This is a genomic window from Tsuneonella litorea (assembly GCF_025154015.1).
Classification (GTDB): Bacteria; Pseudomonadota; Alphaproteobacteria; order Sphingomonadales; family Sphingomonadaceae; genus Tsuneonella; species Tsuneonella litorea.
In genome coordinates this window covers 128,155-153,014 of the sequence record NZ_JAOAMV010000001.1, presented here as the reverse complement: position 1 = coordinate 153,014, position 24,860 = coordinate 128,155, and the positions used below count along the sequence as shown (strand labels likewise).

The window sequence follows — 24,860 nt, the reverse complement described above, 5'->3', positions numbered from 1 at the left end:
GCGCGGCGCCGGCGGTCAGAGCGTCCTTGCGTCGAGCCAGCGGGCGAGGGTGACGCCGAGCGCGATGAGCGGCGGGACGAGGACGACCGACAGGGTGACCTTCGCCAGCACCTGGCCGATCAGGAGGGCGCCGATGTCGAATTCGCCGTAGAAGGCAAGGGTGATGAAGATCACCGAATCGATCGCCTGGCTGAGCGCCGAAGCGATCGCGCCTCGAATCATTATGCCCAGCGTCCCGCCGTCGCCGCTGCCGCGCAGCTTCGAGAAGATCCACACGTTGAGCAGCAGCGACACCAGGTAGGCCGCCGGCCCTGCCATCCAGACGCGCCAGAGCTGCGCGTGGACGCGCTCGAACGCGGCAAGGTCGTCGGCGCGGAACTGGATCATTTCCGAAGACGCCGGCAGCGCGAGGACTAACTGCATCAGCAGCGACGAAACCAGCAGCGGCAGGAAGCCCCACCAGACCAGCCGCCGCGCCATCGCGTCGCCGTAGAGCTGCGACACGGTGCTCGAAATGACGACGAGCAGCAGGAAGGCGAAGATGCCCGATTCGACCGCGAGGCTGGTCGGCACGAGACCGACCTGCTTGTACGCCATGACGCCCGCCAGCACCGTCATCCCGCCGTAGAGCAGCAGATACACGAACAGTGCGCGGGGTACGTAGACGGCTGAGGCCAGCGGGGCGGGGGGGGCGGGGTCGGTCATGCGCGGCAGGATTGGCACTGGCCTTGCGAAAAGGAAAGCGCGCGCAAACGAGCCTTGCGCGTTTGCCTGTGGAGACACAAAAGCGTTTCGGTTGAGGGAGTCGCGAATCCGGTTTCAAAAGTTACCGGGTATCGCTATCGGGGAGCGCCATGCCGCCAGTCGTAGCCAGTCTGCTGGGGATCGTCGCGATCCTCGCCATCGCCCTTGCGCTGTCCAACGGGCGGCGCCGGATTCGCCTGCGGATCGTCGGCGCGGCATTCGCGCTCCAGGCCCTGCTGGCGTTCGTCGTCCTGCGCACCCCGTGGGGCGTCGCGGGCATCCAGGCGATGTCCAACGGCGTCGCCGCGTTGCTGTCCTACGCCAACGAGGGCACCGCCTTCCTGTTCGGCGCCGACAACCCGCTCAAGAACACCTTTGCCCTCGGCGCGCTGCCGGTGATCGTGTTCTTCGCCGCGCTGGTCTCGATCCTCTATCACCTGGGGATCATGCAGCGCCTCGTTCGCTGGTTGGGCGGGGCGATCGGCTGGGTCACCGGCGTCAGCCGGGTCGAGGCGCTGGGATCGGCCGCCAACATCTTCGTCGGCCAGTCGGAAAGCCCGCTGGTCGTGCGCCCCTACCTTGCAGGCCTCAGCCCGAGCCGGCTGTTCACGCTGATGGTCGTCGGGATGGCCGGTGTCGCGGGCACCATCCTCGCCGCCTATGCCGGGCTGCTGGGCGAACGATACCTGCCATACCTGCTGGCCGCGGCCTTCATGTCGGCTCCGGGCGGGATCCTCATGGCCAAGATCATCATGCCCGACGAGGACGAGCCAGCAGGCGCCGCGGAAGGCGAAATCGTCCTGCCGAAGTCGCGGATCAGTGCCGAAGGCCCCGCCGCGATCGTCGAGGGCGGCAAGCCGCACGAGGTCGAGCTGGCCGAGACGTTCGAGGAGGGCACCCGCCCGGCCAACGTCATCGAAGCCGCGGCGCAAGGGGCCCAGACCGGCGTCAAGCTGGCTGTTGCCGTGGGCGCGATGGTGCTCGCGTTCGTCGCTCTGGTCGCCCTGGCGAACGGGATCCTGGGCTGGGTCGGCAGCCTGTTCGGGTTCGCCGACTGGAGCTTCCAGGCCGCGCTCGGCGCGGTGTTCGCGCCGGTCATGTTCCTCATCGGCGTGCCGTGGGACCAGGCACCGGTCGCAGGCGGGCTGTTCGGCACGAAGGTGGTGCTCAACGAATTCGTCGCCTTCATCGACCTGGGGCAACTGGGCGCGGACGTCCTGTCCGAACGCAGCCGCGCGATCGTGACGTTCGCGCTGTGCGGCTTTGCCAATTTCTCCTCGATCGCCATCCAGATGGCGGTGACCGGGGGGCTTGCGCCAAATCAACGACCGGTGATCGCGAAACTGGGATTGAAGGCGCTCGCCGCCGGCTCGCTGTCCAACCTCATGTCCGCCGCGCTCGCCGGCCTCTTCCTCCCTTACTGAGACGCACATCAATGTCCGAAATCGCTTCCGTTTCGATCGCCCGCCCGCTCGCCGAAGTCGCCGACGAGCTGGGCCGCTCCTTTCGCGAATACGGGTTTGCGGTCATCCGCGACCACGGCATTCCTGCCGACCTGATCGCGCGGGCCGAGGAGCTGTCGAAGGCGTTCTTCGCGCTGCCCGAAGAGGTCAAGATGGCCTACAAGATCGAGGGCGGCGGCGGTGCGCGCGGCTACACCCCGTTCGGGGTCGAGCGGGCCAAGGACGCCGAAGTCCACGACCTCAAGGAATTCTGGCACGTCGGGCGCGAGCTGCCTGAGGGGCACCCGCTGGCCGAATACATGGCCGACAACGTCTGGCCGGCGGAGATCGCGGGGTTCCGCGAGACCTTCACCGAGCTATATGCCGCCTTCGAAAAGGCGGGTGCCCGCGTGCTCGAGGCGATTGCCCTGCACCTGGGCCTTCCGCGCGAATGGTTCGCGCCCACGGTCGAGGACGGCAACTCGGTGATGCGCCTGCTGCATTATCCGCCGCTCGACGGACCCCACGCCGAGGGCGCGATCCGCGCCGCCGCGCACGGCGACATCAACACGATCACCCTGCTGCTGGGTGCCGAGGAGGCCGGACTCGAGCTGCTGACCGCGAGCGGCGAGTGGAAGGCCGTGGACACGCCCGACGGCGCGCTGGTGGTCAATATCGGCGACATGCTCGACCGCCTCACCAACAGCCGCCTGAAATCGACCCAGCACCGGGTGGTCAACCCGAAGGGCGCGGCGGCCTACCGCAGCCGGTACTCGATGCCGTTCTTCCTCCACTTCCGGCCTGACTTCGACATCGTGACGCTGGAGAGCTGCATAGATCCCGAGCGACCGGACGATCACCCCGAGCCGATTTCCAGCCACGCGTTTCTTCAGCAGCGCCTGCGCGAGATCAATCTCGCCTGATTCGGCTCCCGGGGGGCGGTCGGAACGGTCGCCTTACCGTTTCTGAATCCTTGTTGCATTGCGGCAACACCAGAAAAGCCATTTTTATTAGTGAGTTACGCGCCGATTGGGCGCTGTGCGACAATTATGCGCACGGTTCCCACGGGAACGTAACGCAAGAGACTTTTTGCCGAAGCAGGAAGTTCCTATCGGGCCGAACAGTCCTCCTCCTCTCCTCATCGAATGCAAGGGATCGTATTCCATGAAGCTCAAGTATCTGCTGGCCGCGAGCGCCGTCAGCCTCTCCGCCGCCGCCATCCTGCCCGCCCCCGTCATGGCCCAGCAGATCACCTCGGGCATCCAGGGCACAGTGAGCGATGCGAGCGGCAATGCGATCGGTGGCAGCACTGTCGTGGTGACCGACACCCGCACCGGCGCCAGCCGCACGATCGTGACCGGTTCCGACGGCGCGTTCCGCGTCGACAGCCTGGTCACCGGCGGGCCTTACACCGTCACCGCGACGGCGCCGGGCCGCGAAGGCCAGACGGTCGAAGATGTCTTCATCAACCTCCAGGGCAACACCAACCTCGCCTTCGCGCTCGAGGAGAGCGACGCCGGTCAGACGATCGTCGTCACCGGCTCGCGCGTGCAGCTCAGCCAGCGGGCGATCGGTCCGGGCCAGTCGTTCGGGACCGACACGATCGAAGCGTTCCCATCGATCAGCCGCGACGTGCGCGACATCATCCGCATCGACCCGCGCGTCAGCCTCGACCGCAGCAACGAGGTCGACCGCGTATCGTGCCTCGGCGGCAACGACCGCTCCAACGCCTTCACCGTCGACGGCATCGCCCAGTCCGACCTGTTCGGGCTGAACGGTACCCCGTTCGCCAGCCGCAACTCGCTGCCGCTTCCCTACGACGCGGTTCGTGAAACCTCGGTCGAGTTCGCGCCGTTCGATGTGCAGTACGGTCAGTTCACCGGCTGCGCGATCAACGTGGTGACCAAGTCGGGCACCAATGCGCTGCACGGTTCGGCGTTCTTCACCTACGCGAGCGACAGCCTGCAGGGCGACACGGCCGCGGGCGTCGATTTCTCCGCCAGCCCGTACAAGGAATACCGCTGGGGTGCGACGCTGGGCGGTCCGATCATCAAGGACCGGCTGTTCTTCTTCGCCGGCTACGAAGAAACCGACCTGTCCGACAGCTTCGAGTTCGGGCCGGCCGGCAACGGCTATCCGAACGAGCTGAAGTACGTCACCAACGCGGACTTCGACCGGTTCTCGCAGATCCTTTCGTCGACCTACGGCTTCGATACTGGGGGCCTGCCGAAGAACCTGGCCGAGAGCAGCACGCGCTACTTCGGCCGCATCGACGCCTACCTCACCGACGGACAGCGCCTCGAGGCGACCTACCAGCGCCTCGAGGAGATCAATGTCGAGGAAGACGATTTCTCGCAGAGCGGCAACGTCTACACCGGCATCAACAGCTTCGAGGCCGAAGGCACCGAGAGCGATTATTACTCGCTGCGCCTCTATTCCGACTGGTCGGACACGTTCTCGACCGAACTGCGCGCCAGCCGCGCGGTCGTGCAGGACATCCAGGGACCGGTCGGCGGGGGTGAGGCGCAGGACGCCAACCCGATGCCGCGCTTCGTCGTCGGCGTCACCAACAACGGCGAGAACGGCTCGCTCGTTGCGGGTCCCGGCTTCTCGCGCACGTCGAACGACCTCAAGACGACCGTCACCCAATTGAAGGCGCTTGGCCGCATCTCGGAAGGCGCGCACACGATCACCCTCGGCGGCGAGTTCAACGAGCTGAAGGTCTTCAACCTGTTCGCCCAGAACTCGACCGGAACGCTGACCTTCAACAACCTCAACGACTTTGCCAACGGCATTCTCTCGGGCGGGTCGAACACCTTCCCGAGCGCCGACCAGATCGTCGCCGGCCAGAGCGCGGGCGCCTACGGGAACTTCACCGCGAGCGGCGACATCAATGATGCGGCGGCCCGCTGGAAGCGCATCACCTGGTCGGCCTACCTGCAGGACGAGTGGGCTGCGACCGACCAGCTCGACATCGTCGGCGGCGTGCGGATCGACTGGCTCTCGGGCGATGCGCCCACGGCCAACCCGAACTTCTTCGCCCGCTACGGCCACACCAACGCGATCAGCTTCGGCAAGATCGATCCGGTAATCCTGCCGCGCTTCGGGATGACCTATAACCTCTACAACGACGGGTTCTTCTCGGACACGCAGGTCAAGGCCGGCGTGGGCCGCTTCACCGGCGGCGACCCGGCGGTCTACTTCTCGAACGCGTTCTCGAACAACGGCTTCGTCACCGGCTTCGGCCAGACGGGCGTGACCGCGAGCTCGTCGGCCGGGCGCATCGCCTGCTTCCCGACCTCGGGGCCGCGCGCCACCGTCGTCTCGGGCGGCACGTTCACCGGCATTCCGCAGTGCGTGCTGACCAACGCGGCGACCCAGTCGGCGCGCGGGCTGGCCGATACGCAGTCGACCGATCCCAACTTCAAGATGCCGACCGTGTGGCGCGCCAACTTCGGCGTAGCGACCACGTTCGGCGCGCCGAGCGGGTTCTTCAGCGACTGGCGCCTGGCCGCGGACTTCATCTGGTCGAAGTTCCAGAACCCGATCGACTTCGTCGACCTGTCGCAGGTGGTGAACCCGGCGCTGGGCGCAATGGGCTACACGATCGACGGTCGCCCGATCTATCGCGCGATCGATCCGACCGCGACCGGGTGCAGCGCGCAGCTGCAGAACCAGGGCGGCAGCCCGCCGACCTACACCAACGTCACCCCGGCGTGCTTCAGCACCAGCCGAGACGACGAGATCCAGCTGACGAACGGCAAGAGCTACGAGAGCAAGATCGCCTCGGTGATCCTGTCGAAGAACTGGCGCCGCGGCCTCTTCACCGATGGCGGCCGGGTCAACTTCAACCTCGGCTATGCCTACACCGATTCGAAGAACAACCGGAACAACAACAGCTCCACGGCGACCTCGAGCTACGACATCGTCGCGGCCTACGATCGCCAGTCGGTCGACGTTGCCCGCAGCGAGTATTCCTCGCGGCACAACCTCACGATGGGCCTCAACGTCCGCGAGCAGTTTTTCGGCGACAACGATACCAGCTTCGGCTTCGTGTTCGTCGCCCGTTCGGGCCGCCCGTTCTCGGTCGTGTGGGACAACGCACCGTCCGAAGTCCTCAACGACAGCGCGAGCGGCGATTTCAACGCGCTGTTCTACGTCCCCACCGGCCCCAGCGATTCGAACGTCGTGATCTCCGACGCGGCGTTCGCCAGCGCGCTCGACTCGTTCATCTCGAACAACAAGTGCATCGCCAAGTATCGCGGCCAGGTTCTGCCGCGCAACTCGTGCGAGAACTCGTGGTTCTACGATCTCGACCTGCGTTTCAGCCAGGAAATCCCGGGACCGATGAGCGCGTTCGGGTTGAAGAAGGACAAGGTGAAGTTGTTCCTCGACTTCGACAACTTCCTGAACTTCCTCGACAGCGACCGGAACGTATTCAAGCGTTACAGCTACACCGAGGCACTCGTGCGCGCCGACATCCAGTCGGGCACGGGCAAGTACGTGTACACCCCGATCAACGCCCAGTACCAGAACGGCGCGGTGAACTTCCGCGATCCGCTGGTGCAGGGTTCATCCTCACTGTGGAAGATCCAGCTGGGCGTCAGCTACGACTTCTGATCGCCGGTAACCTGAGCAACGGCGGCGGCGCTCCTTCGCGGGAGCGCCGCCGTTCGTTTTGGGTGGCGGAACGCGAGTGACTGCCGCATCGTTGACGCCAGGATGGCGGCTCCCGGATCAGCGACCAACGACAACTTTTCCAGCGCCCGGCGGCGACCCCGCCCGGTTACGCTGGCGGGCATCGTGCTGCTCCATGTCCTCGGCATCTATGCGCTGGCCAAGGCCTTCGCGCCGGATGCGACCGCCTCGGTGGAGGACGCGGTGCTCTCGACCTTCACCGTCACGGTGGAAACGAAGGAGTACACGCCCCCGCCCGAACCCGAACCCGATGCCGGCGCTTCGGGCGAAGAAGGAAGAAAGGCGGTCCCCAAGCCTACCGCGGCGCCCGAACCGAAGATCAAGGTGAAGCCGAACCCGCCTGCGCCCAAGGCCAGTTCCACGGGGGCGGCCGACACTTCGGGTGCGAGGGAGCAGGGGAGCGGGACGGGTGCCGGCGGCACCGGCTCGGGAACCGGCAGCGGCAGCGGCGGCAGCGGGCAGGGCGGGGGGATCGCCGCCAATCCGGTCCACGTCTCGGGCGGGATCAACAATGCCCGCGACTATCCAACGCCCCCCGGCGGTCGCCAGGCCCGCATCGGCACCGAGGTGATCGTCAAGGTGATCGTCGGTACCGACGGGCGCGCATCGAACTGCAGCATCTACAAGCCCAGTCCCGACCCCGAGGCCGACGCGATCACCTGCCGCCTGGTCGTCGAGCGGCTGCGCTTCAAGCCTGCCACCGATGCCGCCGGCAACCCCGTCCCCGCGCCGTTCTACTGGCGCCAGAGGTGGTTCTAGCCGCGGGGGCGCCACCCGGCGAAATGAAGCGATCGCGAAGGATTTCGTGCTAGGGACCGCGCACGATGAGCAGCGACACGATCACCCCGGTCATCCTGTGCGGCGGCAGCGGCACCCGCCTGTGGCCCCGCAGCCGCAAGGACCGCCCCAAGCCGTTCCTTCCGCTCACCGGAGAGCGGACGCTGTTTCAGGCCACGCTGGACCGCTGCCGCGGCGAAGGCTTTGCTGACCCCGTGGTCGTCGCCGGAGCGGCGCACGCCGCACGCGTCGAGGAGCAGGCCGGGGATGGCGTGACGCTGATCGTCGAGCCGGCGGCGAAGAACACGGCCCCCGCCATCGGGCTTGCCGCCGCCTTGCTCCCGCCCGAGGCGATCATGCTGGTATGTCCCAGCGATCATCACATCGCCGATCCCCGCGCCTTCGTGGCTGCGGCGCGGGCCGCCGGGCGGATGGCCGAAGAAGACTGGATGGTTGCCTTTGGCATCGCCCCTGACCGGCCGGAAACCGGCTATGGCTACATCCGGCTGGGCGAGGCGATCGACGGGGGCGGCTACCGGGTCGACCGGTTCGTCGAAAAGCCCGACCGCGCCACGGCCGAGCGTTTCCTCGCCGAAGGCGGCCACGCCTGGAACGGCGGCATCTTCGCATTCCGGGCCGGCGCCTTTCTCGACGAACTCGCGCTGCATCGCCCGGAGATGGCGCAAGCCGTGCGCCGCGCGGTCGGCGACGGTCGCCGCGCTGAACGGTTGTTCCACCCGGCCGCCGCTTCCTTCGCAAGCATCACCGCCGAGTCGGTCGATTACGCGGTGATGGAGAACACCCGGCGCGCCGCGGTCGTGCCAGCCGACATGGGCTGGTCCGACATCGGGAACTGGCAGGCCCTGCGCGACGTGCTCGAGCGCGACGCGGCAGGCAATCACGCACCGCAAGGTGCCGAGCTGGTCGATTGCCGCGGGGTTCTGGTCGCCAGTGACGGACCGCGCGTTTCGGTCATCGGGCTGGAGGACGTGATCGTGGTGGTCGACGGGGACGAGGTTCTCGTCACGCGCGCGGCGGACGCCCAGAAGGTGGGCAAGCTGCGCGGCGCTCTCGACCAGTAACGCGGGCCGCCCGAGCCGGCACCGCGGTGCCGGGCGGGCGACCCGGCCACTCGCTCGGCGATCTTGGCCTGGCCGCGAGGCTTCTAGCAGGGACTCTTCCGGGCGTGCGATACGATCGCGCAGTGTTTGCTCCCGAACCGATCCGTGCCACCGTGCCGTAGCGATGACAGGTTCGACCAGCGGCCCGCGTTTTCCGAGCTTTTGCCTCGCGTCGGACGGCTGCGCCATGACCGCAATCGGCGCGCGGCCACTCCGCGCGCATCCGAGACCAGGGGATACGGCCCGTTCCCGGTCGATCCGGCTCGCGCAAACGGGCGATCGGCGCCCGTGAGCCGGCGCGGCTGGCTTCGCGAGCGCGCGCTCCATCTCGTGCTGCTTGGCGCGGTCATCTTCGGCGTGCTCGGGTGGCGCAGCGGGTCCGACGACTTGCCCGGACGGACGATCCACCTCACCCGCGACGACCAGGCGCGGCTGGCGGCGGGCTTTGCCGAAGTCATGGGCCGCCCGCCGACGCCCGCCGAGCGCGACGCGCTGATCGCGGACTGGGTGCGCGACGAAGTACTCTATCGCGAGGCGCTGCGGCGCGGGCTCGACGAGGGCGACGTCATCATCCGCAAGCGACTGGCGCAGAAGATGGACGCGATCGCCGCGCGCGACCTCGATGCGGAGAGCCCGGGAGATGCAACGCTGCAAAGATGGCTCGAGGCGCATCCGGAGCGATTCGCGGAAGATGCCGCGGTGACCTTCGACCAAGCATATTTCACCACGCGCAGCCGGGCGCAGGTCGCGAGGACGCTGATCGAGGGCGGCGCGGACTGGCAGCGCGTGGGCGACGCGATATCGCTTCCGGCGCACTTCGAGCGCGCCGGACGCGATACGGTCGCCGCCGCACTGGGCGAGCAGTTCGCCCGCACGCTCGACGGTCTGCAGACGGGGGCGGAGTGGCAGGGGCCGGTGGAGGGCGCCCTCGGCTGGCATCTGGTCCGGCTGACCGCGCGCGAGCCGGGCCGACTGCCACCGCTTGCCGCCATCCGTGAACGGGTCGAAGGCGACTGGCGTGATGCAACCGGCCGCGCCCAAACGGACGCCGCCTATGAGGCCCTGCGGGACGCCTATACGGTGACGATCGACGAGTGAGGCTGCGAAACGCCGCGCCGGTCCGGCCAGGGACGCGGTTTTTCCGCCGGCGCGACCAGCGGAACCGCCTCGTGCCGGCCGGTGGGGCGGCTCGTCGCTTAAACGCCGCCGTTATCTTGCCATTCACCCCCCCCATCCTACATTCGGGGGCGAGGAAAGGACGCATCATCCGATGAACGACGACAACGATCCCCGCGAGCCCGGCCCCGGGGGCAACCCCTGGGTCAAGAGCCTGATGGTCTGGGGCGGGATCTTCCTTGCCCTGCTGCTCGTCGTCTCGATGTTCGGACAGGCGGGGCAGGCCCCCGGCTCGACGATCCGGTATTCGGAATTCCGTGAGCGCGTGGCCGCGGGCAGCGTCAAGGATGTCTCGATCGCGCCCAACGCGATCACCGGCACGATGAAGAACGGCGATACGTTCGCCACCACCCCGGTGGCGGGCGACACCAGCCTGCCCAAGCTGCTCGACGACAACGGCGTGTCCTATTCCGGCAAGGAAGCCGACCAGCCGAACGTTTTCCTCTACCTGCTGATCCAGTCGCTCCCCTTCATCCTCATCCTCGGCATCGCCTTCTTCGCCCTGCGCCAGGTCCAGAAGGGCGGCGGCGCGGGCGGCGCGATGGGCTTCGGCAAGTCGAAAGCCAAGATGCTGACCGAAAAGCAGGGCCGCGTGACCTTTGCCGACGTCGCCGGCATCGACGAGGCCCGCGAGGAGCTCGAGGAGATCGTCGAGTTCCTGCGCGACCCGCAGCGCTTTTCCAAGCTGGGCGGCCAGATTCCCAAGGGCGCGCTGCTGGTCGGTTCGCCCGGCACCGGCAAGACCCTGCTCGCCCGCGCGATCGCGGGTGAGGCGGGCGTGCCGTTCTTCACCATCTCGGGTTCCGATTTCGTCGAGATGTTCGTCGGCGTCGGCGCGAGCCGCGTGCGCGACATGTTCGAACAGGCCAAGAAGAACGCTCCGTGCATCGTCTTCATCGACGAAATCGACGCAGTCGGCCGCCACCGCGGCCACGGTCTCGGCAATTCCAACGACGAGCGCGAGCAGACGCTGAACCAGCTCCTCGTCGAGATGGACGGGTTCGAGGCGAACGAGGGCATCATCATCATCGCGGCGACCAACCGCCCCGACGTGCTCGACCCCGCGCTGTTGCGCCCGGGCCGCTTCGACCGCCAGGTCGTGGTCCCCGTTCCCGACATCGAGGGCCGCGAGAAGATCCTTGCCGTGCACATGAAGAAGGTGCCGCTGGCCCCCGACGTCAATGCCCGCACGATCGCGCGCGGCACGCCGGGTTTCTCGGGCGCGGACCTCGCCAACCTCGTCAACGAGGCGGCGCTGCTCGCCGCGCGGCGCAACAAGCGGCTGGTGGCGATGCAGGAATTCGAGGACGCGAAGGACAAGGTCATGATGGGCAGCGAGCGCCGCTCGATGGTCATGACCGACGACGAGAAGAAGATGACCGCCTACCACGAGGCCGGCCATGCGCTCGTCAGCCTCAACGAGCCCGCGTCGGACCCGATCCACAAGGCCACGATCATTCCGCGCGGCCGGGCGCTGGGCATGGTCATGCGCCTGCCCGAGCGCGACAACTACTCGTACCACCGTGACAAGATGCACGCCGACCTTGCAGTCAGTATGGGCGGCCGGGTGGCCGAGGAGATCATCTTCGGCCACGACAAGGTGTCGTCGGGCGCTTCGAGCGACATCCAGTACGCGACCAAGCTGGCGCGCAACATGGTCACCAAGTGGGGCATGAGCGACAAGCTTGGTCCCTTGCAGTACGAGGAAAGCCAGGAAGGCTATCTCGGCATGGGGCAGACCGCGCGCACGATGGGTTCGGCCGAGACCAACAAGCTGATCGATTCGGAGATCAAGGAGCTGGTCGAGGGGGCGCACCGCCGCGCGACCGAGATCCTGAAGACGCAGGAGGACAAGCTCCACCTGCTTGCCCAGGCGATGCTCGAATACGAGACGCTCACCGGCGACGAGATCAAGGCGCTGCTCGAAACCGGCAAGATCGACCGGCCCGACGAGCCGGCCGCGCCTTCGGCGAAGCCGGTGCGCGGATCGGCCATTCCCAAGGCGGGCCGGCGGTTCGGCGGCGAGGCGCCGGCGGCGTCCTGACGCCTAGCGCCTGATCCCGAGCTGCCCGGCCGCGGCCTCGAGTTCGGCCCTGCGGCCGGGATTGGCCGCGATCGCTGCCGTCAGCGCCTTGGCGGCGGCGGCATCCTGGCCCAGCGTCTTGCGGCTGCGCATCAGCATCATCCAGCCGTCGACGTTCGACGGGTCGGTCGCCAGCCGCGCCTCGAGCCGTGCGACCATGCCCTCGGCCATTGCGCGCTGCTCGCCCGGCGGGATGCTTCCCGCGGCGGCGAGCTGTTCCGCCGTGGGGCCGGGTATCGCGTCGAACGCCGGATGCGCGGGTGCGGGGGCGGGCTGCTTGCCCCCTGCCTGCGCGATGCGCGCGGCGACCTCGATGTCGTTGATCTTGCCCACCTGCTCGATGGTGCGGGTCAGGTCGGCCTCCCACGGCGCCCCCGGCGGGGTGTCGGCTAGCAATGCCAGCCAGTCGTCGATGGCCCCGCGATGGTCGCCTGCCAGGTCCTTGTCGACCGCGAGGAAGTAGCGCGCGCGGGGATCCCCGGGGTCGATCGCGATTGCTTTTTCGAAGGCATCCTTGGCGCCGGCGGGCATCGGGTCGCGCTCGCTCGCCATGACCAGCGCTTCGCCCATGCTGGACCACAGCGCGGCGTTCTGCGGATCGGCCGTGGCCGCGCGCGAATAGGCGGATGCCGCGTCGGCGAACCGGCCGGCGTCGAAGTAGGCTATGCCGAGGCGCTGCCAGGTCGCCGCATCGTCGGGATTGTCGCGGGCGGTGCGCTCGAGCGTGTCGAGCGGATCGCCGGGCATCTGCGCGGCGGCTGGCGTCTCGGCATCGTCGATGAGCCGGTACCCGATCGCTCCCGCTGCGAGGATGACGGCCCCTGCCGCGATCACGCCACCCTTGCCGATTGCCGCCATGTTCGCCCCCATTCCGTGGCGCTGGCCTAGCAAGCGGACCGCTTTCCGGCAAACGCGGGTGGATTAACGCGGCGTCACGCGTATGATACCGTCTTGCCGGGGGGTGGCATGGCAGGAACCGAAGCGGGGATTGTGGACGTTGCGATCGTGGGGTCGGGCCCCGCGGGTCTGAGCGCCGCCGCGCACGCGGCGGCCAAGGGCATGAGCCACATCCTGCTCGAAAAGACCGACCACCTGTCCGATACCATCTTCAAGTACCAGAAGGGCAAGCACGTCATGGCGACGCCTGCCCACCTGGTCCTGCGCGCCGACCTCGATTTCGACGCCGGCAAGCGCGAGGCGATCCTCGAAACCTGGGACCGGCAGATCGCCGAGCACAAGGTCGAGGTCATGCTCGACGCGGACGTGACGGCGATCGAGGGCGAGGCCGGAAACTTCACCCTGACGCTCAAGCGGGGGGCGACGGTCAAGGCCAGGGCGGTCGTGCTGGCGATCGGCACGCAGGGCAACCCCAACCTCCTGCGGCTGCCGGGGGCCGACCTGCCGCACGTCCAGTACCAGCTCGACGACCCCACCGAATACATCGACGAGCACATCACCGTGATCGGCTCGGGCGACGCAGGGATCGAGAACGCGCTCGGCCTTGCCGCCGATCCGGCGCAGGGCAACGTCGTGACGATCCTCAATCGCGGCGCCGATTTTGCCCGCGCGAAGGGCGCCAACGTCAAGCTGCTGATGGAGGCCGAGAGCGAGGGTCGCATCTTCGTCCGGCGCGAAACCAGCCCGGCCGAAGTGAAGCCGGGCGAGTTGGTGCTCGAAACCCGCGACGGGCAGGAATCGATCCGGTGCGACCGGATCATCGCGCGTACGGGCTCGAAACCGCCGCGCGCCTTCGTCGAAGCCGCCGGCGTCGGTTTCACGAGCGAGGAGCGCGAGGCGTTTCCCGCGCTTTCGCCGTCGTTCGAATCGACCAAGCCCGGCATCTACGTGATCGGTGCGCTGGCGGGTTACCCGCTGATCAAGCACTGCATGAACCAGGGTTACGACGTGATCGAGTTCCTCGCCGGGAACACCCAGCTCAAGCCGGCCGACGAACCGATCCTCGAGGAGAAGTTCGCCCCGCTGCCCGGCAACCGTTCGGTCGACGAGTGGCTGGCGCTGTTCGGGCGGACCGTCGTGATCCTTCAGGAACTGTCGGTGCTTCAGCTGCGCGAACTGATGATCGATTCGCGGGCGCATTTCTATCGCAAGGGCGAGGTGATCTTCGAGCGCAACGCGCCCGGGTCATCGATGTTCGCGATCGCGCAGGGGTCGGTGCTGGTCGAGGTCAACCCGGCCGACCCGTCGGTCACCGTGCCGATCGGCGAGGGCTCGATCTTCGGCGAGGTGGGGCTGATCTCGGGCCGTCGCCGTGGCGCGACGATTCGCGCGGCCGAGGATACGGTCGCGCTCGAGTTCTCGCGCACTGCGGCGCTCAAGCTGATCGCGACGACGCCGGGCGCGGCGCGCGCGGTCAACCGCATCTCGATCGAGCGCCAGCTCCTGCAGATGTTCGGCTCCGGGCTGACGCCAGAGGACCTCGCCGAGATCACCGATGCCGCCGTGGTCGAGGACAAGCGCGCGGGCGAGGTGGTGATCAAGGAGGGCGACGACGACAAGGACGTGTTCGTCATCCGCCGCGGCTCGATGATCGTCGAAAAGGACATCGGCGGGCACCCGGTGTTCCTCAGCTACCTGCCCGCCGGATCCTATTTCGGCGAAATGGCCGTGATCGACGGATCGAAGCGGACCGCGACCGTCAAGGCGGCGATCAAGAGCCAGGTGGTCCGCTTCCCGGGCGAGGCCTTCGTCAAGCTGCTCGACCGCAAACCCAAGCTGCGCGAGAAGGCGCTCGCCGACATGGCCGGGCGGCGCGAGGTCAACGCCTTCATCGAAAGCCGCAAGGACAGCTTCGGCGACGCGGCCGACTATTATTCGCAGACCGCCAAGTTCCTCGTCGACCAGGGCATCGGCGAGGCGACCGACGTGCTGCTGATCGACGAGACGCTGTGCGTCGGCTGCGACAACTGCGAAAAAGCCTGTGCCGACAGCCACGACGGGCTCTCCCGGCTCGACCGCGAGGCGGGCAAGACCTATGCCCACCTGCACGTGCCCACTTCGTGCCGGCACTGCGAGCACCCGCACTGCATGGCCGATTGCCCGCCCAACGCGATCAAGCGCGGGCCGGACGGCGAGGTCTTCATCGACGAGACCTGCATCGGGTGCGGCAATTGCCAGCGCAACTGTCCCTACGGCGTGATCCGGATGGACGCGCGGCCGCCCAAGAAGCCCGGCCTGCTGTCGTGGCTGATGTTCGGCATTGGTCCCGGGCCGGGCGAGGCGAGTTACTCCTGGCGCAAGAAGAAGGCGGAAGCGTCGGGCAGGGAAGCGCCCAAGGTCGCGATCAAGTGCGATATGTGTTCGGGGATCGAGGGCGGGCCGGCCTGCGTCCGCGCGTGCCCGACCGGCGCCGCGATCCGCGTCGGTCCCGAACGGTTCCTGGCGGTCAGCCAGTCGGAGCGCGGCGCCTGATGGCGAGCCTCGCCAGCGAAGACGGGCGCGCGCAGCGGCCCAGTGATCACGAGGGCTTTCTCGTCCACAAGCGTTTCCGGTGGCTCAAGGTCGCGCTTGCGCTGTCGATCGTGGCCGGCATCGGATACGCCTTTGCCGACGTCAGCCCGCGCCCCAACGGGGGCACGTGGTACGGATACGCGCTCGGCACGCTCGGCGTCCTGCTTATCGTCTGGCTGTCGCTGCTCGGCATCCGCAAGCGGGCGATGACCGAAGGGCGCTGGTCACTCAAGGCCTGGACGTCTGCGCACGTGTACCTGGGCCTGTCGCTGGTGGTGATCGGCACCCTGCACACCGGGTTCCAGCTGGGCTGGAACGTCCATACCCTGGCCTGGGCGCTGATGATCCTGGTGATCGTCTCGGGGATCTACGGGGTCGTGGTCTATGCCACCCTCCCCGAAAAACTCAGCACCAATCGCGGCGACATGTCGAAGAAGGAGATGATAGAGGCGCTGGGCGCGATCGACCGCCAGCTGGAAAGCGCCGCCCAGCCGCTGCCGCGCGAAGAGAGCGATCTCGTCATCGCGGCGCTCGAGCAGGACGCGTTCAGGGCTGGCGTCCTCGCCCGGCTCACCGGACGCTATCCGGGTTGCCGGACCGAACGCGCGCGCGCCGCCTTTGCCGCCGACCGCGACCGCGACGAGCACGAGGAACGGGTGTTCGGCTTGCTCCAGCGCCGCTGCGCGCAGCTTGGCCAGATCCGCCGGCAGATGCGACTGCGGGCGCTGCTCGACATCTGGCTCTACGTCCACGTTCCGGCGACGGTCGCGCTCCTCGGCGCGCTGACCGCGCACGTGATCAGCGTGTTCTACTACTGGTAGCGGCGGGATGAGTTTCCGTATCCGCCAGATTCAGACCACCGCCACGGGACGCGAGATCGTCCGCGAGCGCGAGGTGACGGGCGACCGGCTGACGATCGGGCGCTCGGCCGAAAACGACGTGGCGATACCCGACCTCGCGGTCGAGCAGCATCACGTGGTCGTCAGCCGCGGTGAAGGGCGCGCGCTCGCCTTCGAGGCCGCGGGCACGCTCGGCTTCACGCTCGACGGCCGCACGCGCACGAGCGAGACTGTCAGGGATGGCGGCGCCGAGCTTGTGCTGGGCGCGTTCCGCCTCGATTTCGCGGCCGGTCCCGGCGAGGAGATCGAAGTCACCGTCCGCCGCATGGAAGAGCGCGAAAGTGGCGCGGGCGCGGGCACGCATGGCTTCCGCCTGACGAGTACGTGGCTGCCCGGCAAGCGCCCGGTCGCCTGGGCCCTGTTGATCGCGATCTTCCTCGCGTTCCTGGCGGTGCCGATCTGGACGAATCTCGGCCGCGAACCGGTCAAACCCGACTATCGCAAGCCCGGCCAGACGGCGATGGACGCGAGCTGGTCGACCGGCAAGCTCAGCCTCGCGCACCACGGGCTCGAGGACAACTGCGAGGCATGTCACGTCCAGCCGTTCGTCGCGGTGCGCGACGGGGCCTGCCTGACCTGCCACGAGGACATCGGCGATCATTCCGCCAAACCCCGCCTCTCGCTCGCGCGTGGCCCGCTCAGCTGGGGCGACCAGGTCCAGCGCGACATCGCGGACGTGTTTCACAAGCCCGGTGCGGGGGCCTGCACCGATTGTCATACCGAGCACGAGGGCGAGGGCCGGATGCAGCCGCCCGCGCAGAAGTTCTGCGCCGACTGCCACGGATCGATGGACAAGCGGCTGAAGACCCCGCTGGGCAACGCGGCCGACTTCGGCAAGGCGCACCCCCAGTTCCAGGCCGCGGTACTGACGGGTCAGGGTGACCGGACGCCGACGCGGGTTTCGCTCGACGGGAATCCTCGGGAGTTCAACGGCCTCAAGTTCCCGCACGAACTGCACCTTTCGGCCAGCGGAGGGGTCGCCCAGATGGCCCGGCGGTTGGGCGCCGGGAAAGGCTATGGCGAGACCCTCGAATGTTCCGACTGTCACCGTCCCACGGCGGACGGCGTGCGCTTCCAGCCGGTCGACATGGAAACCAACTGCGGATCCTGCCACAGCCTCGTCTACGACAGGGTCGGGGGGACGTTCCGAACCCTGCGCCACGGGGACATCAGCCAGATGCGCGCTGACCTTGCCGCCGCGGACCGCGTGCCGCGCCGGCCGATCGCCAGCGGGCGCAAGCGACCGGGAGCCTATTCGCCCGGCGGCCTCTATTACGGGAACTTCGCACCACCGCAGCGCGCCTCGGTCCCGCTCGCCTCGCGGATGCTCTCCACCCGGGGCGTCTGCACCGAATGCCATTTCCCCAGCGGCGACGGGGTGATGCCGGTCGTCCAGCCGAAACGCTATATCGAACACGGCTGGTTCGATCACGAGGCGCACAAGCGCGAGAAATGCACGACCTGCCACGCCGCCCCGGCATCGGATTCGGCGACCGATGTCCTGCTGCCGGGGATCAAGACCTGTCGCACCTGCCACCTCGGCGAAAGTGCGGCCAAGCCCAAGATTCCTTCGACCTGCGCGATGTGCCACAGCTACCACCCGAGGGGCGATGCGGCGCCGGCCCGCGTGGGTAAGGACGCGGACGAGCGGAAATCGCAGACGTGAGCGTGCTGGCGGGGCCATGCGGCCGGATGCGGCGAAGCGCGGCAGGGCGGCCGCAATGCTGATCGCACAGCTGACCGATATCCATATCGGCTTCGACCCCGACGAGGAACCCGAAGAGCTCAACCTGCGCCGGTTCCGGGCGACCCTTGCCCGGTTGCTCGGTGGGCCGAACAGGCCGGATATGCTCGTCCTTTCGGGCGACATCACCGACAACGGGGATATCGAAAGTTTCGAGGATGCGGCGGCGCTCCTTTCCGGCCTTCCGTTTCCGGTCTGGCCGATGGTCGGCAATCACGATACCCGCGAAGCGCTGCTCCACGCGTTCCCGCAGGTGCCACACGAGGACGGCTTCATCCACTATGCCCTCGAAGCCGGGGGCCTGCGCATCCTGATGCTCGACACGCTCGAGCCGGGCCGCCACGGCGGTGCGTTCTGCGCGGCCCGGGCCGCCTGGCTGTCAGCGCAGCTCGCCGGCCATCCGGACACGCCGACACTGATCTTCATGCATCATCCGCCCGTGGTCAGCGGGATCGACTGGATGGATCCCGCGCCGGACGAAGGCTGGATCGAGCGTTTCCGCGGCGCGGTCGAGGGCCATCGCCAGATCGCGGCAATCCATTGCGGACACCTTCACCGGCCGCTGAGCACGACGTTCTGCGGCATCCCGCTCAACGTCACCGGATCGGTGGCTCCGCTGGTGGCGATGGACCTGCGCCGGGTCGACGCCGATCGTCCGGACGGGCGCGACCTGATCACCACCGAGCCGCCGAGCTATGCGCTGCACCGCTGGGACGGGACTGCGCTCGTCAGCCATTACGAGCAGGTCAGCGGCTGGCACGCGCTGGCGCATTACACCGACAAGCTCCAGCCGATGATCCACGAAATGTTCGGCGAGCGCGAGTAGGCGCCACAGCGGGGGTCACTCGCCGCCGGCGAGCGGTCCCCTGCCGGCCACCCAGCGGTTCATGTCCGGCGTATCCGATACCTTCCACGGCACGCCCTTGCTGGTGAGGAACAGCTTTTCCATTTCGCTGCGATTGAAGGGCCGCGCGCCGAGCCGCCCGAAGACCGCGATCTGCCCACCGGTCTCGTCCACCGCCCGGTCGCGGTCGAGACCCTTCGACATGGCGATGGCCGGCCATGGGGTCTTTGCCCAGGCGATCAGCTCGGGCCTGGGTGCCGGGCTGAAGCCGTAGAAGTTGGGCTGGCTGTCGGGACTGGTCAGTTGCAGCACCTTCATCCCGTTCCGCCCGTCCGCGACGTAGGCGAACAGCGAGGCGTTGGTCGATGCGACCACCACGTCCTCCACGTCCGTCATCCGCCCGCCGAAGGTTTCCTTGCGGTATATCGACGGATCCCGGGGGTTCTCGACGTCGAGGATCACCAGCCCGTCGCCCTTGGCCGCGACATAGGCATAGGTCCGCGCGAGATAGACCCGCCGCGCGTCCGCTAGCGGCACGGTGCCCGAGGGGACCGCGACCGGGTTGCGCAGGTCGGTCACGTCGAACAGCTTGATCCCCTCACGATCGGTGACCCAGAGGTAGCGGAACTGGATCGCGCTCGCCCGCGCGTCGTCGAGCGGGACGACCGAGGCGAGCCTGGGGTTCAGCGGGTCGGCCAGGTCCACGGTTACCAGGCCGCTGGCCGCGGCGATGTAGGCGACCTCGCCCGCGAGCACGATGTGGCGCGCGCCGTCGAGCACCCCGTCGGGGTTCCAGGTGACCGCGCGCTTCAGCTTGTTGTTGCGGAACTCGCCGTCGGCCATCGTGTCGACGTTGACCAGGATCAGGCCTTCCTCGGCGTCGGTCACCGCGGCGTAGTGATAGATCGGCAGGAATGGCTGCTCCTGGTTGAGCTCGCGCATCTCGGGTGTCGACCGGGTGGGGGCGATCGGCTGGTTGGTCGGCAGCGCCATGCACGTCGCGTTCTTGGACGAGACGTGGGTGTCGTGGCCCAGCGCGGAGAACGGTGCGGTGACGATCCTTTCGGAGAAGCCCTTGTTGGCGATCGTCGCGACATCGTAGACCCGAAAACCGCCCTTGCCTTCGGCGACGAACATGTACTCGCCGCGCAGCTGGAGGCATCCCACGCGGTCGCGGGTGCCCTCCACGACGTTGGCGAATTGCTCGAACGAATGGGTTTCGCCAGACACCTTGCCGTCGAATGTCCGGCCGCGGGTACGGTCCTTCAGTTCGCGGCCGTAATCGTCGACGAACTCGCGATAGAAGTCCGGATAGGCGTACTTGTGCAGGTAGCTGCCGAGGACCGCCTGCGGTTCGTCCCACTCGGTCACCCGCACGGCCTCGAACCCGCCTTCCAGGCCGGTCCAGGCGTTGAGACCGACGAAATTGACGTAGTTCGTGCCGAGCAGCAGCAGCTGCGCCATGATCGCGTTGTTGTCGTCCTTCTCCGACAGGTGGCAGTCCGAGCAGGTCTTCGTCTCGGTCGTGCGCACCGTATGCGGGAAGTGCGGGGCAAACGCCTGGCTGGAAAATCCGATCGAACTGATGGGCGGCTGCTGGACGTAGATCCGCTCGCGATTGATGTTCGTCGAACTCAGCACCAGCGCGCTGGAGGAGCGGACCGGGGCGGTCTGGTTGCCCTTGGTGGTCATGTGCTTGCCCAGCTGGAACATCTCGTCGCGCGCGACCTGAGGGTTGTAGGTGGCGAAGTTGCGCGTGGTCTCGCCCTCGAAGTGGTGATCGGTCGTCTTCCAGTTCGCCTCGATCGGCAGGTGGCACCCCCCGCAGCTGGTGGTCCACGAGAGGTGGCAGGTGAAGCACGCCATCTCGCTGTCCTTGTGCGCACGGTTCTCGGGCGCGATGCCCGGCCCGAACGAGAACAGTCCGTCCTCTGCACCCTCCTCGCTCATCAGCTTGGCGCGGGCGGACTTGGCGTTGAAGCGCGGGCTCGCCGGGTCGACGCTGTCCTTGACCAGGCTGACCCGCCATTCGAGGTCCGGGTCGATGATCGACCGCTGGATGAGCTGCTGTCGCCCGGCGCTGTCGAACGTCCACTCGAAGCGGCGCTGGCCGTCCGGGTTGCGGAGCAGCGCCAGGTTGTTGCCCTTGGGCGGGGCTGCGGGGCCGCTGGTGAGCAGGTTGGGATAGGCGTCGGCGGTGCCGTGGCAGTCCTTGCAGCCGATCTCGATCGCGTTCGCCACCTCGCCGTAGATCAGGCCGTTGCCGTGGCTATCCTGCGCGAAGTGGCAGTCGGCGCACTGCATCCCCTTTTCGGCATGGATGTCCATCAGGTGGACGGTCTTGCCGGGATTGACGCCTGCGGGAACGAACTTGCCTTCGCCGTCCTTGCGCCACTTCTCGGGGTCGTCGGGCGAAACGATGTTGCCGTCCTTGTCCAGCAGGTTGCCCTCGCGGTCGCGCTTGAACACCCCGCGGAAATTCCACCCGTGGCCGTGATAATCGGCGAACTGGGTGTCCTTGAGGCTGGGATTGAGGTCATAGACGTTGCGCAGGAAATCGATGTCCGCCCACTTGCCCTTGGGCGCAGCGCCCTCCGGATTGCGCGCGTTGATCGCCCGCACTTCCTCGGCGGTCGGGTACTTCTGCGTCTCGGGCCACATCGCCGGCGCGTCCGACTCGTAGTCCCACATCGTGTAGCCGAGGAACGAGTTCAGGAAGATGTTGGGCTGGTGCATGTGGCAGTTCATGCACTGTGCGGTCGGAATCGATCGCGTGAACACGTGCTGGAGCGGATGGCCCTTTTCGCGGACAGCGGCCTGGCCTTCCGCGCCTTCGTGGCCGTCCTTGAGCGCGCCATGGCCCTTGTCGTGCGCGTCGCCGTGGGCATCCCCGTGTTCGAACTTGTCGGCGATGGTCGGGTCCGCGGTAATCGTCTGGCCGTCGCGTCCGTACTGGGCGTAGGTCAGCGAATGGCGCGGTTCGCGGTCGTTGGCGTAGACGACGTGGCAGCTCGCGCAGCCGGAATGGCGATAGTCGCCCGGCTGATCGTTGGTCCCCATGAACCAGGTGAACGGATCGTTGAGCCGCGTCTTGTGGATGTTGAGCACCGGGATGGCCACGCGCAGTCCCGTGCCCGGGCCGCGGTTCGACTGCTTGAGGTCGGGGCGGCCCGGCTCGTCGAGCCGCTGGATCTGCCCGGTGACGTTGGGCAGCCCGATCTCCGGGAACACCGAATTGATCGTGCGCCCGCCGCGCTCGAACACACGGAACACGTCGGCCGGCGGAACCACGTGCCAGGTAGGCAGCGGATAGAGCGCGGCGAGCGCGCCGCGGTCCTTCTGCTTTTCGGTGACGGTGCCGGGCGGGTCGCCTGCGCTGACCACCTTTGCCGCTTCGCCCTCGCGGGTGAAGGCTTCGCCGAAGATGTAGCTTTTGAAAGGGACGATCCCGTTGTTGTACGATGCGCCGCCCCACAGCATCGCGCCGGTTGCCATCAACGACCGTTCGGCCGCCTCGATCACCGGAAGATGGCACGCCCCGCACGCCTCGCGCGCGACGCGGTAGTCACTCGGGTTGACGAAGCGGACGAACTCGGGTGCCTCGTTGTTGAGCAGGGCGTAGCTGCGCCTGGGATTCGCCGAGGACGGAAAGTGCCAACTCTCGGGGTAGGTGGGCAGCACGTGCGCCGCGTCGCGCGCCGCGACATAGGCCGGATCGTCGCGGTCGAGCTGCGGATTGCCGACGACCGCCGCGTCGCCGCCGTGGCAATCGGTGCAGCCCAGGCGAACGGCAGGCGACAGGTGCATCGTCGGCGCATCGCTGGCGACATGGCAGCTGGTGCAGCCGTCGCTCTTGCCGGCCATCTCGGCGATGGTCTGCGTCAGCGGCGCGGCCGGGTAGACCGGGTAGGTGCGCTTGACCGGCGTCTCGCCCTCGGACGCCCGCGAGGTCGACCATCCGATCCCGCAGGCGAGGACGACAAGCGCGAACAACGCGAGGAGGCGATCGGCCCGCATCAGTAACTCAGTACCACGTTGGCGAGCACCGAGTAGTAATTCCGGTTGCCGTTGGAATTGCCGAACAGGTCGCGGAAACCCGCTCCCGGCACGAGCGCCGCGGCGGACAGGCGGGCAACCGCGTTCTGGTTGGCCCACGGACGCCAGATCGCGGAGGCCGACAGGTCCCACCCGATCTCACGCGGAATCGAACCCTCGTTGCGCAGCACCTGCAGCGTGATCGTGTCCTCGAACCACAGGTGGTTGGCGTTGGCCGAAACGCGCAGCGTCGGCAGGACGTCGAAGTCGGCGCCAAGGCCGACCAGCATGGTTCCGGGGTTATTGAAGTTCGACTGCCCTTCTTCCTTGGAAGAGCGAAGCGAATTGAGGATGCCGTTCCGCCCGTTGACCAGAACCGCGCGGCTGCCGCCCGCAAACGGGATCGCCTGGCGAATCCAGTAGCTGGTGTCGGCGCCCGCGAAGACCGGATTCTCGAACACCGCGTCGAAGCCGCCTTCGCGATTGTCATACGGATCGTGATCGCCGCTCGCCCACAGGCCGGACAGCCGAAAGCGCATCCAGTCGCGGTCGTAGCTCAATTCGGCGGCGCCGAAGAATGCCCGGATCACGGCACTCTTGTCGGTGAAGAAGTTGTAGCGGTCCTCTCCGAAGGCCCCGTAGGCGCTCGCGGTGAGGTTGATGCGGCCGATCCGGCCGTCGGCGTTGTAGCCGACGTAGACGACGTCGTAGTTGCGCGGCCGGATGTTGCCGAGCAGCGCGGGGCGCACCGGGAACCCGTTCTTGTCCTCGGAATACTCGTCGCCTTCGCGGTTCATGTTGTAGGCGACGGTGACCTGGCTCGTCAGCGCGGGAATGAGGAAATCCTGGCGATAGACGTTGGCCACGAACAGCCAGTCGTCGCGCGGCCGCGTGGTCAGGTCATTGAGGCCGGAATTGGTGTCCTTCGATATGCGCCAGAAAGCGGCCAGGTTGTACTGGAAGCGGTTGTTGTCGCGGTTGCCGAACAGCCGGATGCCCAGGTTCTGGTCGTTGAACAGGAAGCCGCGGAAATCGGCCTGGAACGGCTGGATCCCCACGCGGATCGAATCGAAGTCGTAGCGATCCGAGGTATTGCGGATGTGATAGTCGACGAACGCTTCCTGGACCCCGACGAAGTGGTCGAACCGGTGGCTGGGGGCCGAGGGTTCGACCAGCAGCACGCGCCGCTCGGGCACGTTCGCGTAATTGACGTTGACGGCCAGCGCCAGGCGATACTCGATCTCGGGCGGCTTGAAGGCGGTCGAACCCTTGGTCAGCGCGGCCCCGACGATGAAGGTCTGCGACAGCAGGTAGCTCGCGTCCTTTCCGAACACGTCGAGGCTGCCTGGGCGCTCGGTCGTCTGCAGCCCGACGGGTATCGGAAACGTCCGCGGTTCGATCACGGTGTCGCTGATCAGGTTGGCGGAGAAGAACCAGTCGTGTCCGGTGATCAGCGGCCATTTCTCCGGGTCGAGCGGCCGGTCGCCCTTCAGCGTGTTCTGGTGATAGGGATCGAACCAGCGCTCCTTGACGACACCCAGCGACTCGATCAGCCGCCAGCGATCGGGGATGGGAACCTGATCGGTCGGGAATGCTTCGGGCGGGGGCGCGCGCACCGCGCCCGGGTTGTCCTGCGTCAGGCGGTCGGGCAGCGGGGCGTCGTACCCGGGGCGGCGCCGGCCGTCGATCGATTCGTTGTCGACGGGCGGCGGATCGCCCGCTTCGCCGGACATCGTCTCGGACCGCGAGTCGGTGGCATCGGGGGGCAGCGAATCGGCCTCGGCGGCGGGCGGCGGGGCCTCCGCCTGCAAGGACAGAGCCAGTGCGGA

15 protein-coding genes are annotated in these 24,860 nt (G+C 67.6%); 11 read left to right on the top strand and 4 right to left on the bottom strand.

Going from position 1 to position 24,860, the window contains the following annotated elements; all coding sequences use genetic code 11:
* Window positions 1-15: 15 nt before the first annotated feature.
* A complete protein-coding gene (locus tag N0B51_RS00675; RefSeq protein WP_259960264.1) occupies window positions 16-705 on the bottom strand; it encodes a queuosine precursor transporter in 690 nt (229 codons plus the stop codon).
* A 149-nt stretch (window positions 706-854) separates the two neighbouring features.
* On the opposite strand from N0B51_RS00675, the gene N0B51_RS00670 reads away from it, so the two are divergent.
* The 7 genes from N0B51_RS00670 to ftsH all read left to right on the top strand — a co-directional run bounded on the left by N0B51_RS00670 (window position 855) and on the right by ftsH (window position 12,002).
* Window positions 855-2,168 (top strand): NupC/NupG family nucleoside CNT transporter, encoded by a 1,314-nt coding sequence (locus N0B51_RS00670; protein WP_259960263.1) that lies wholly within the window; start codon window positions 855-857, stop codon window positions 2,166-2,168.
* An 11-nt stretch (window positions 2,169-2,179) separates the two neighbouring features.
* Window positions 2,180-3,109 (top strand): isopenicillin N synthase family dioxygenase, encoded by a 930-nt coding sequence (locus N0B51_RS00665; protein ID WP_259960262.1) that lies wholly within the window; start codon window positions 2,180-2,182, stop codon window positions 3,107-3,109.
* Between the two features lie 241 nt (window positions 3,110-3,350).
* Window positions 3,351-6,806, top strand: coding sequence for a TonB-dependent receptor (locus N0B51_RS00660; protein ID WP_259960261.1), 3,456 nt, complete (start codon window positions 3,351-3,353; stop codon window positions 6,804-6,806).
* 102 nt (window positions 6,807-6,908) lie between these two features.
* Complete coding sequence (locus N0B51_RS00655; protein ID WP_259960260.1) at window positions 6,909-7,643, top strand: energy transducer TonB; 735 nt, start codon at window positions 6,909-6,911, stop codon at window positions 7,641-7,643.
* Window positions 7,644-7,708: 65 nt separating this feature from the next.
* On the top strand, window positions 7,709-8,743 hold the full coding sequence (locus N0B51_RS00650; RefSeq protein ID WP_259960259.1) for a mannose-1-phosphate guanylyltransferase: 1,035 nt from the start codon (window positions 7,709-7,711) through the stop codon (window positions 8,741-8,743).
* 327 nt (window positions 8,744-9,070) lie between these two features.
* On the top strand, window positions 9,071-9,880 hold the full coding sequence (locus N0B51_RS00645; protein WP_259960258.1) for a peptidylprolyl isomerase: 810 nt from the start codon (window positions 9,071-9,073) through the stop codon (window positions 9,878-9,880).
* Window positions 9,881-10,052: 172 nt separating this feature from the next.
* Window positions 10,053-12,002 (top strand): ATP-dependent zinc metalloprotease FtsH, encoded by a 1,950-nt coding sequence (ftsH, locus tag N0B51_RS00640; RefSeq protein ID WP_259960257.1) that lies wholly within the window; start codon window positions 10,053-10,055, stop codon window positions 12,000-12,002.
* A gap of 3 nt (window positions 12,003-12,005) precedes the next feature.
* Here ftsH and N0B51_RS00635 read toward each other — a convergent pair whose 3' ends face one another.
* Window positions 12,006-12,911 (bottom strand): tetratricopeptide repeat protein, encoded by a 906-nt coding sequence (locus N0B51_RS00635; RefSeq protein ID WP_259960256.1) that lies wholly within the window; start codon window positions 12,909-12,911, stop codon window positions 12,006-12,008.
* A 96-nt stretch (window positions 12,912-13,007) separates the two neighbouring features.
* Between N0B51_RS00635 and N0B51_RS00630 the strand changes: the two genes are divergently transcribed.
* The 4 genes from N0B51_RS00630 to N0B51_RS00615 are packed head-to-tail and all read left to right on the top strand — an operon-like array spanning window position 13,008 to window position 18,978.
* Entirely contained in the window at window positions 13,008-15,470 is a 2,463-nt protein-coding gene (locus N0B51_RS00630) for a cyclic nucleotide-binding domain-containing protein (RefSeq protein WP_259960255.1), read from the top strand.
* The gene (locus N0B51_RS00625; RefSeq protein ID WP_259960254.1) at window positions 15,470-16,330 is read left to right on the top strand and encodes a hypothetical protein; all 861 of its coding nucleotides are present in this window, start codon (window positions 15,470-15,472) and stop codon (window positions 16,328-16,330) included. The genes N0B51_RS00630 and N0B51_RS00625 overlap by 1 nt, the downstream gene beginning before the upstream one ends.
* A 7-nt stretch (window positions 16,331-16,337) precedes the next feature.
* Window positions 16,338-18,074: a cytochrome c3 family protein gene (locus N0B51_RS00620; RefSeq protein WP_259960253.1), complete on the top strand. Its 1,737-nt coding sequence runs from the start codon at window positions 16,338-16,340 to the stop codon at window positions 18,072-18,074.
* A gap of 55 nt (window positions 18,075-18,129) precedes the next feature.
* The gene (locus tag N0B51_RS00615) at window positions 18,130-18,978 is read left to right on the top strand and encodes a phosphodiesterase (RefSeq protein ID WP_259960252.1); all 849 of its coding nucleotides are present in this window, start codon (window positions 18,130-18,132) and stop codon (window positions 18,976-18,978) included.
* A gap of 15 nt (window positions 18,979-18,993) precedes the next feature.
* On the opposite strand, the gene N0B51_RS00610 is transcribed toward N0B51_RS00615, so the two are convergent.
* Window positions 18,994-23,013, bottom strand: coding sequence for an LVIVD repeat-containing protein (locus N0B51_RS00610; protein ID WP_259960251.1), 4,020 nt, complete (start codon window positions 23,011-23,013; stop codon window positions 18,994-18,996).
* Window positions 23,013-24,764 carry a hypothetical protein gene (locus N0B51_RS00605; protein WP_375545917.1) on the bottom strand — a complete coding sequence of 584 codons (1,752 nt, stop codon included), beginning with the start codon at window positions 24,762-24,764 and terminating at the stop codon, window positions 23,013-23,015. Before N0B51_RS00605 ends, N0B51_RS00610 begins: the two co-directional genes overlap by 1 nt.
* Window positions 24,765-24,860 lie beyond the last annotated feature (96 nt).

What these genes read in the sequence shown, in the direction of transcription:
- N0B51_RS00675 (WP_259960264.1), bottom strand. Translation starts at nt 705, where the DNA reads ATGACCGACCCCGCCCCCCCCGCCCCGCTGGCCTCAGCCGTCTACGTA.
- N0B51_RS00615 (WP_259960252.1), top strand. Translation starts at nt 18,130, where the DNA reads ATGCTGATCGCACAGCTGACCGATATCCATATCGGCTTCGACCCCGAC.
- N0B51_RS00620 (WP_259960253.1), top strand. Translation starts at nt 16,338, where the DNA reads ATGAGTTTCCGTATCCGCCAGATTCAGACCACCGCCACGGGACGCGAG.
- N0B51_RS00610 (WP_259960251.1), bottom strand. Translation starts at nt 23,013, where the DNA reads ATGCGGGCCGATCGCCTCCTCGCGTTGTTCGCGCTTGTCGTCCTCGCC.
- N0B51_RS00630 (WP_259960255.1), top strand. Translation starts at nt 13,008, where the DNA reads ATGGCAGGAACCGAAGCGGGGATTGTGGACGTTGCGATCGTGGGGTCG.
- N0B51_RS00625 (WP_259960254.1), top strand. Translation starts at nt 15,470, where the DNA reads ATGGCGAGCCTCGCCAGCGAAGACGGGCGCGCGCAGCGGCCCAGTGAT.
- N0B51_RS00650 (WP_259960259.1), top strand. Translation starts at nt 7,709, where the DNA reads ATGAGCAGCGACACGATCACCCCGGTCATCCTGTGCGGCGGCAGCGGC.
- N0B51_RS00660 (WP_259960261.1), top strand. Translation starts at nt 3,351, where the DNA reads ATGAAGCTCAAGTATCTGCTGGCCGCGAGCGCCGTCAGCCTCTCCGCC.
- N0B51_RS00605 (WP_375545917.1), bottom strand. Translation starts at nt 24,764, where the DNA reads ATGTCCGGCGAAGCGGGCGATCCGCCGCCCGTCGACAACGAATCGATC.
- N0B51_RS00665 (WP_259960262.1), top strand. Translation starts at nt 2,180, where the DNA reads ATGTCCGAAATCGCTTCCGTTTCGATCGCCCGCCCGCTCGCCGAAGTC.
- ftsH (WP_259960257.1), top strand. Translation starts at nt 10,053, where the DNA reads ATGAACGACGACAACGATCCCCGCGAGCCCGGCCCCGGGGGCAACCCC.
- N0B51_RS00670 (WP_259960263.1), top strand. Translation starts at nt 855, where the DNA reads ATGCCGCCAGTCGTAGCCAGTCTGCTGGGGATCGTCGCGATCCTCGCC.
- N0B51_RS00655 (WP_259960260.1), top strand. Translation starts at nt 6,909, where the DNA reads ATGGCGGCTCCCGGATCAGCGACCAACGACAACTTTTCCAGCGCCCGG.
- N0B51_RS00635 (WP_259960256.1), bottom strand. Translation starts at nt 12,911, where the DNA reads ATGGGGGCGAACATGGCGGCAATCGGCAAGGGTGGCGTGATCGCGGCA.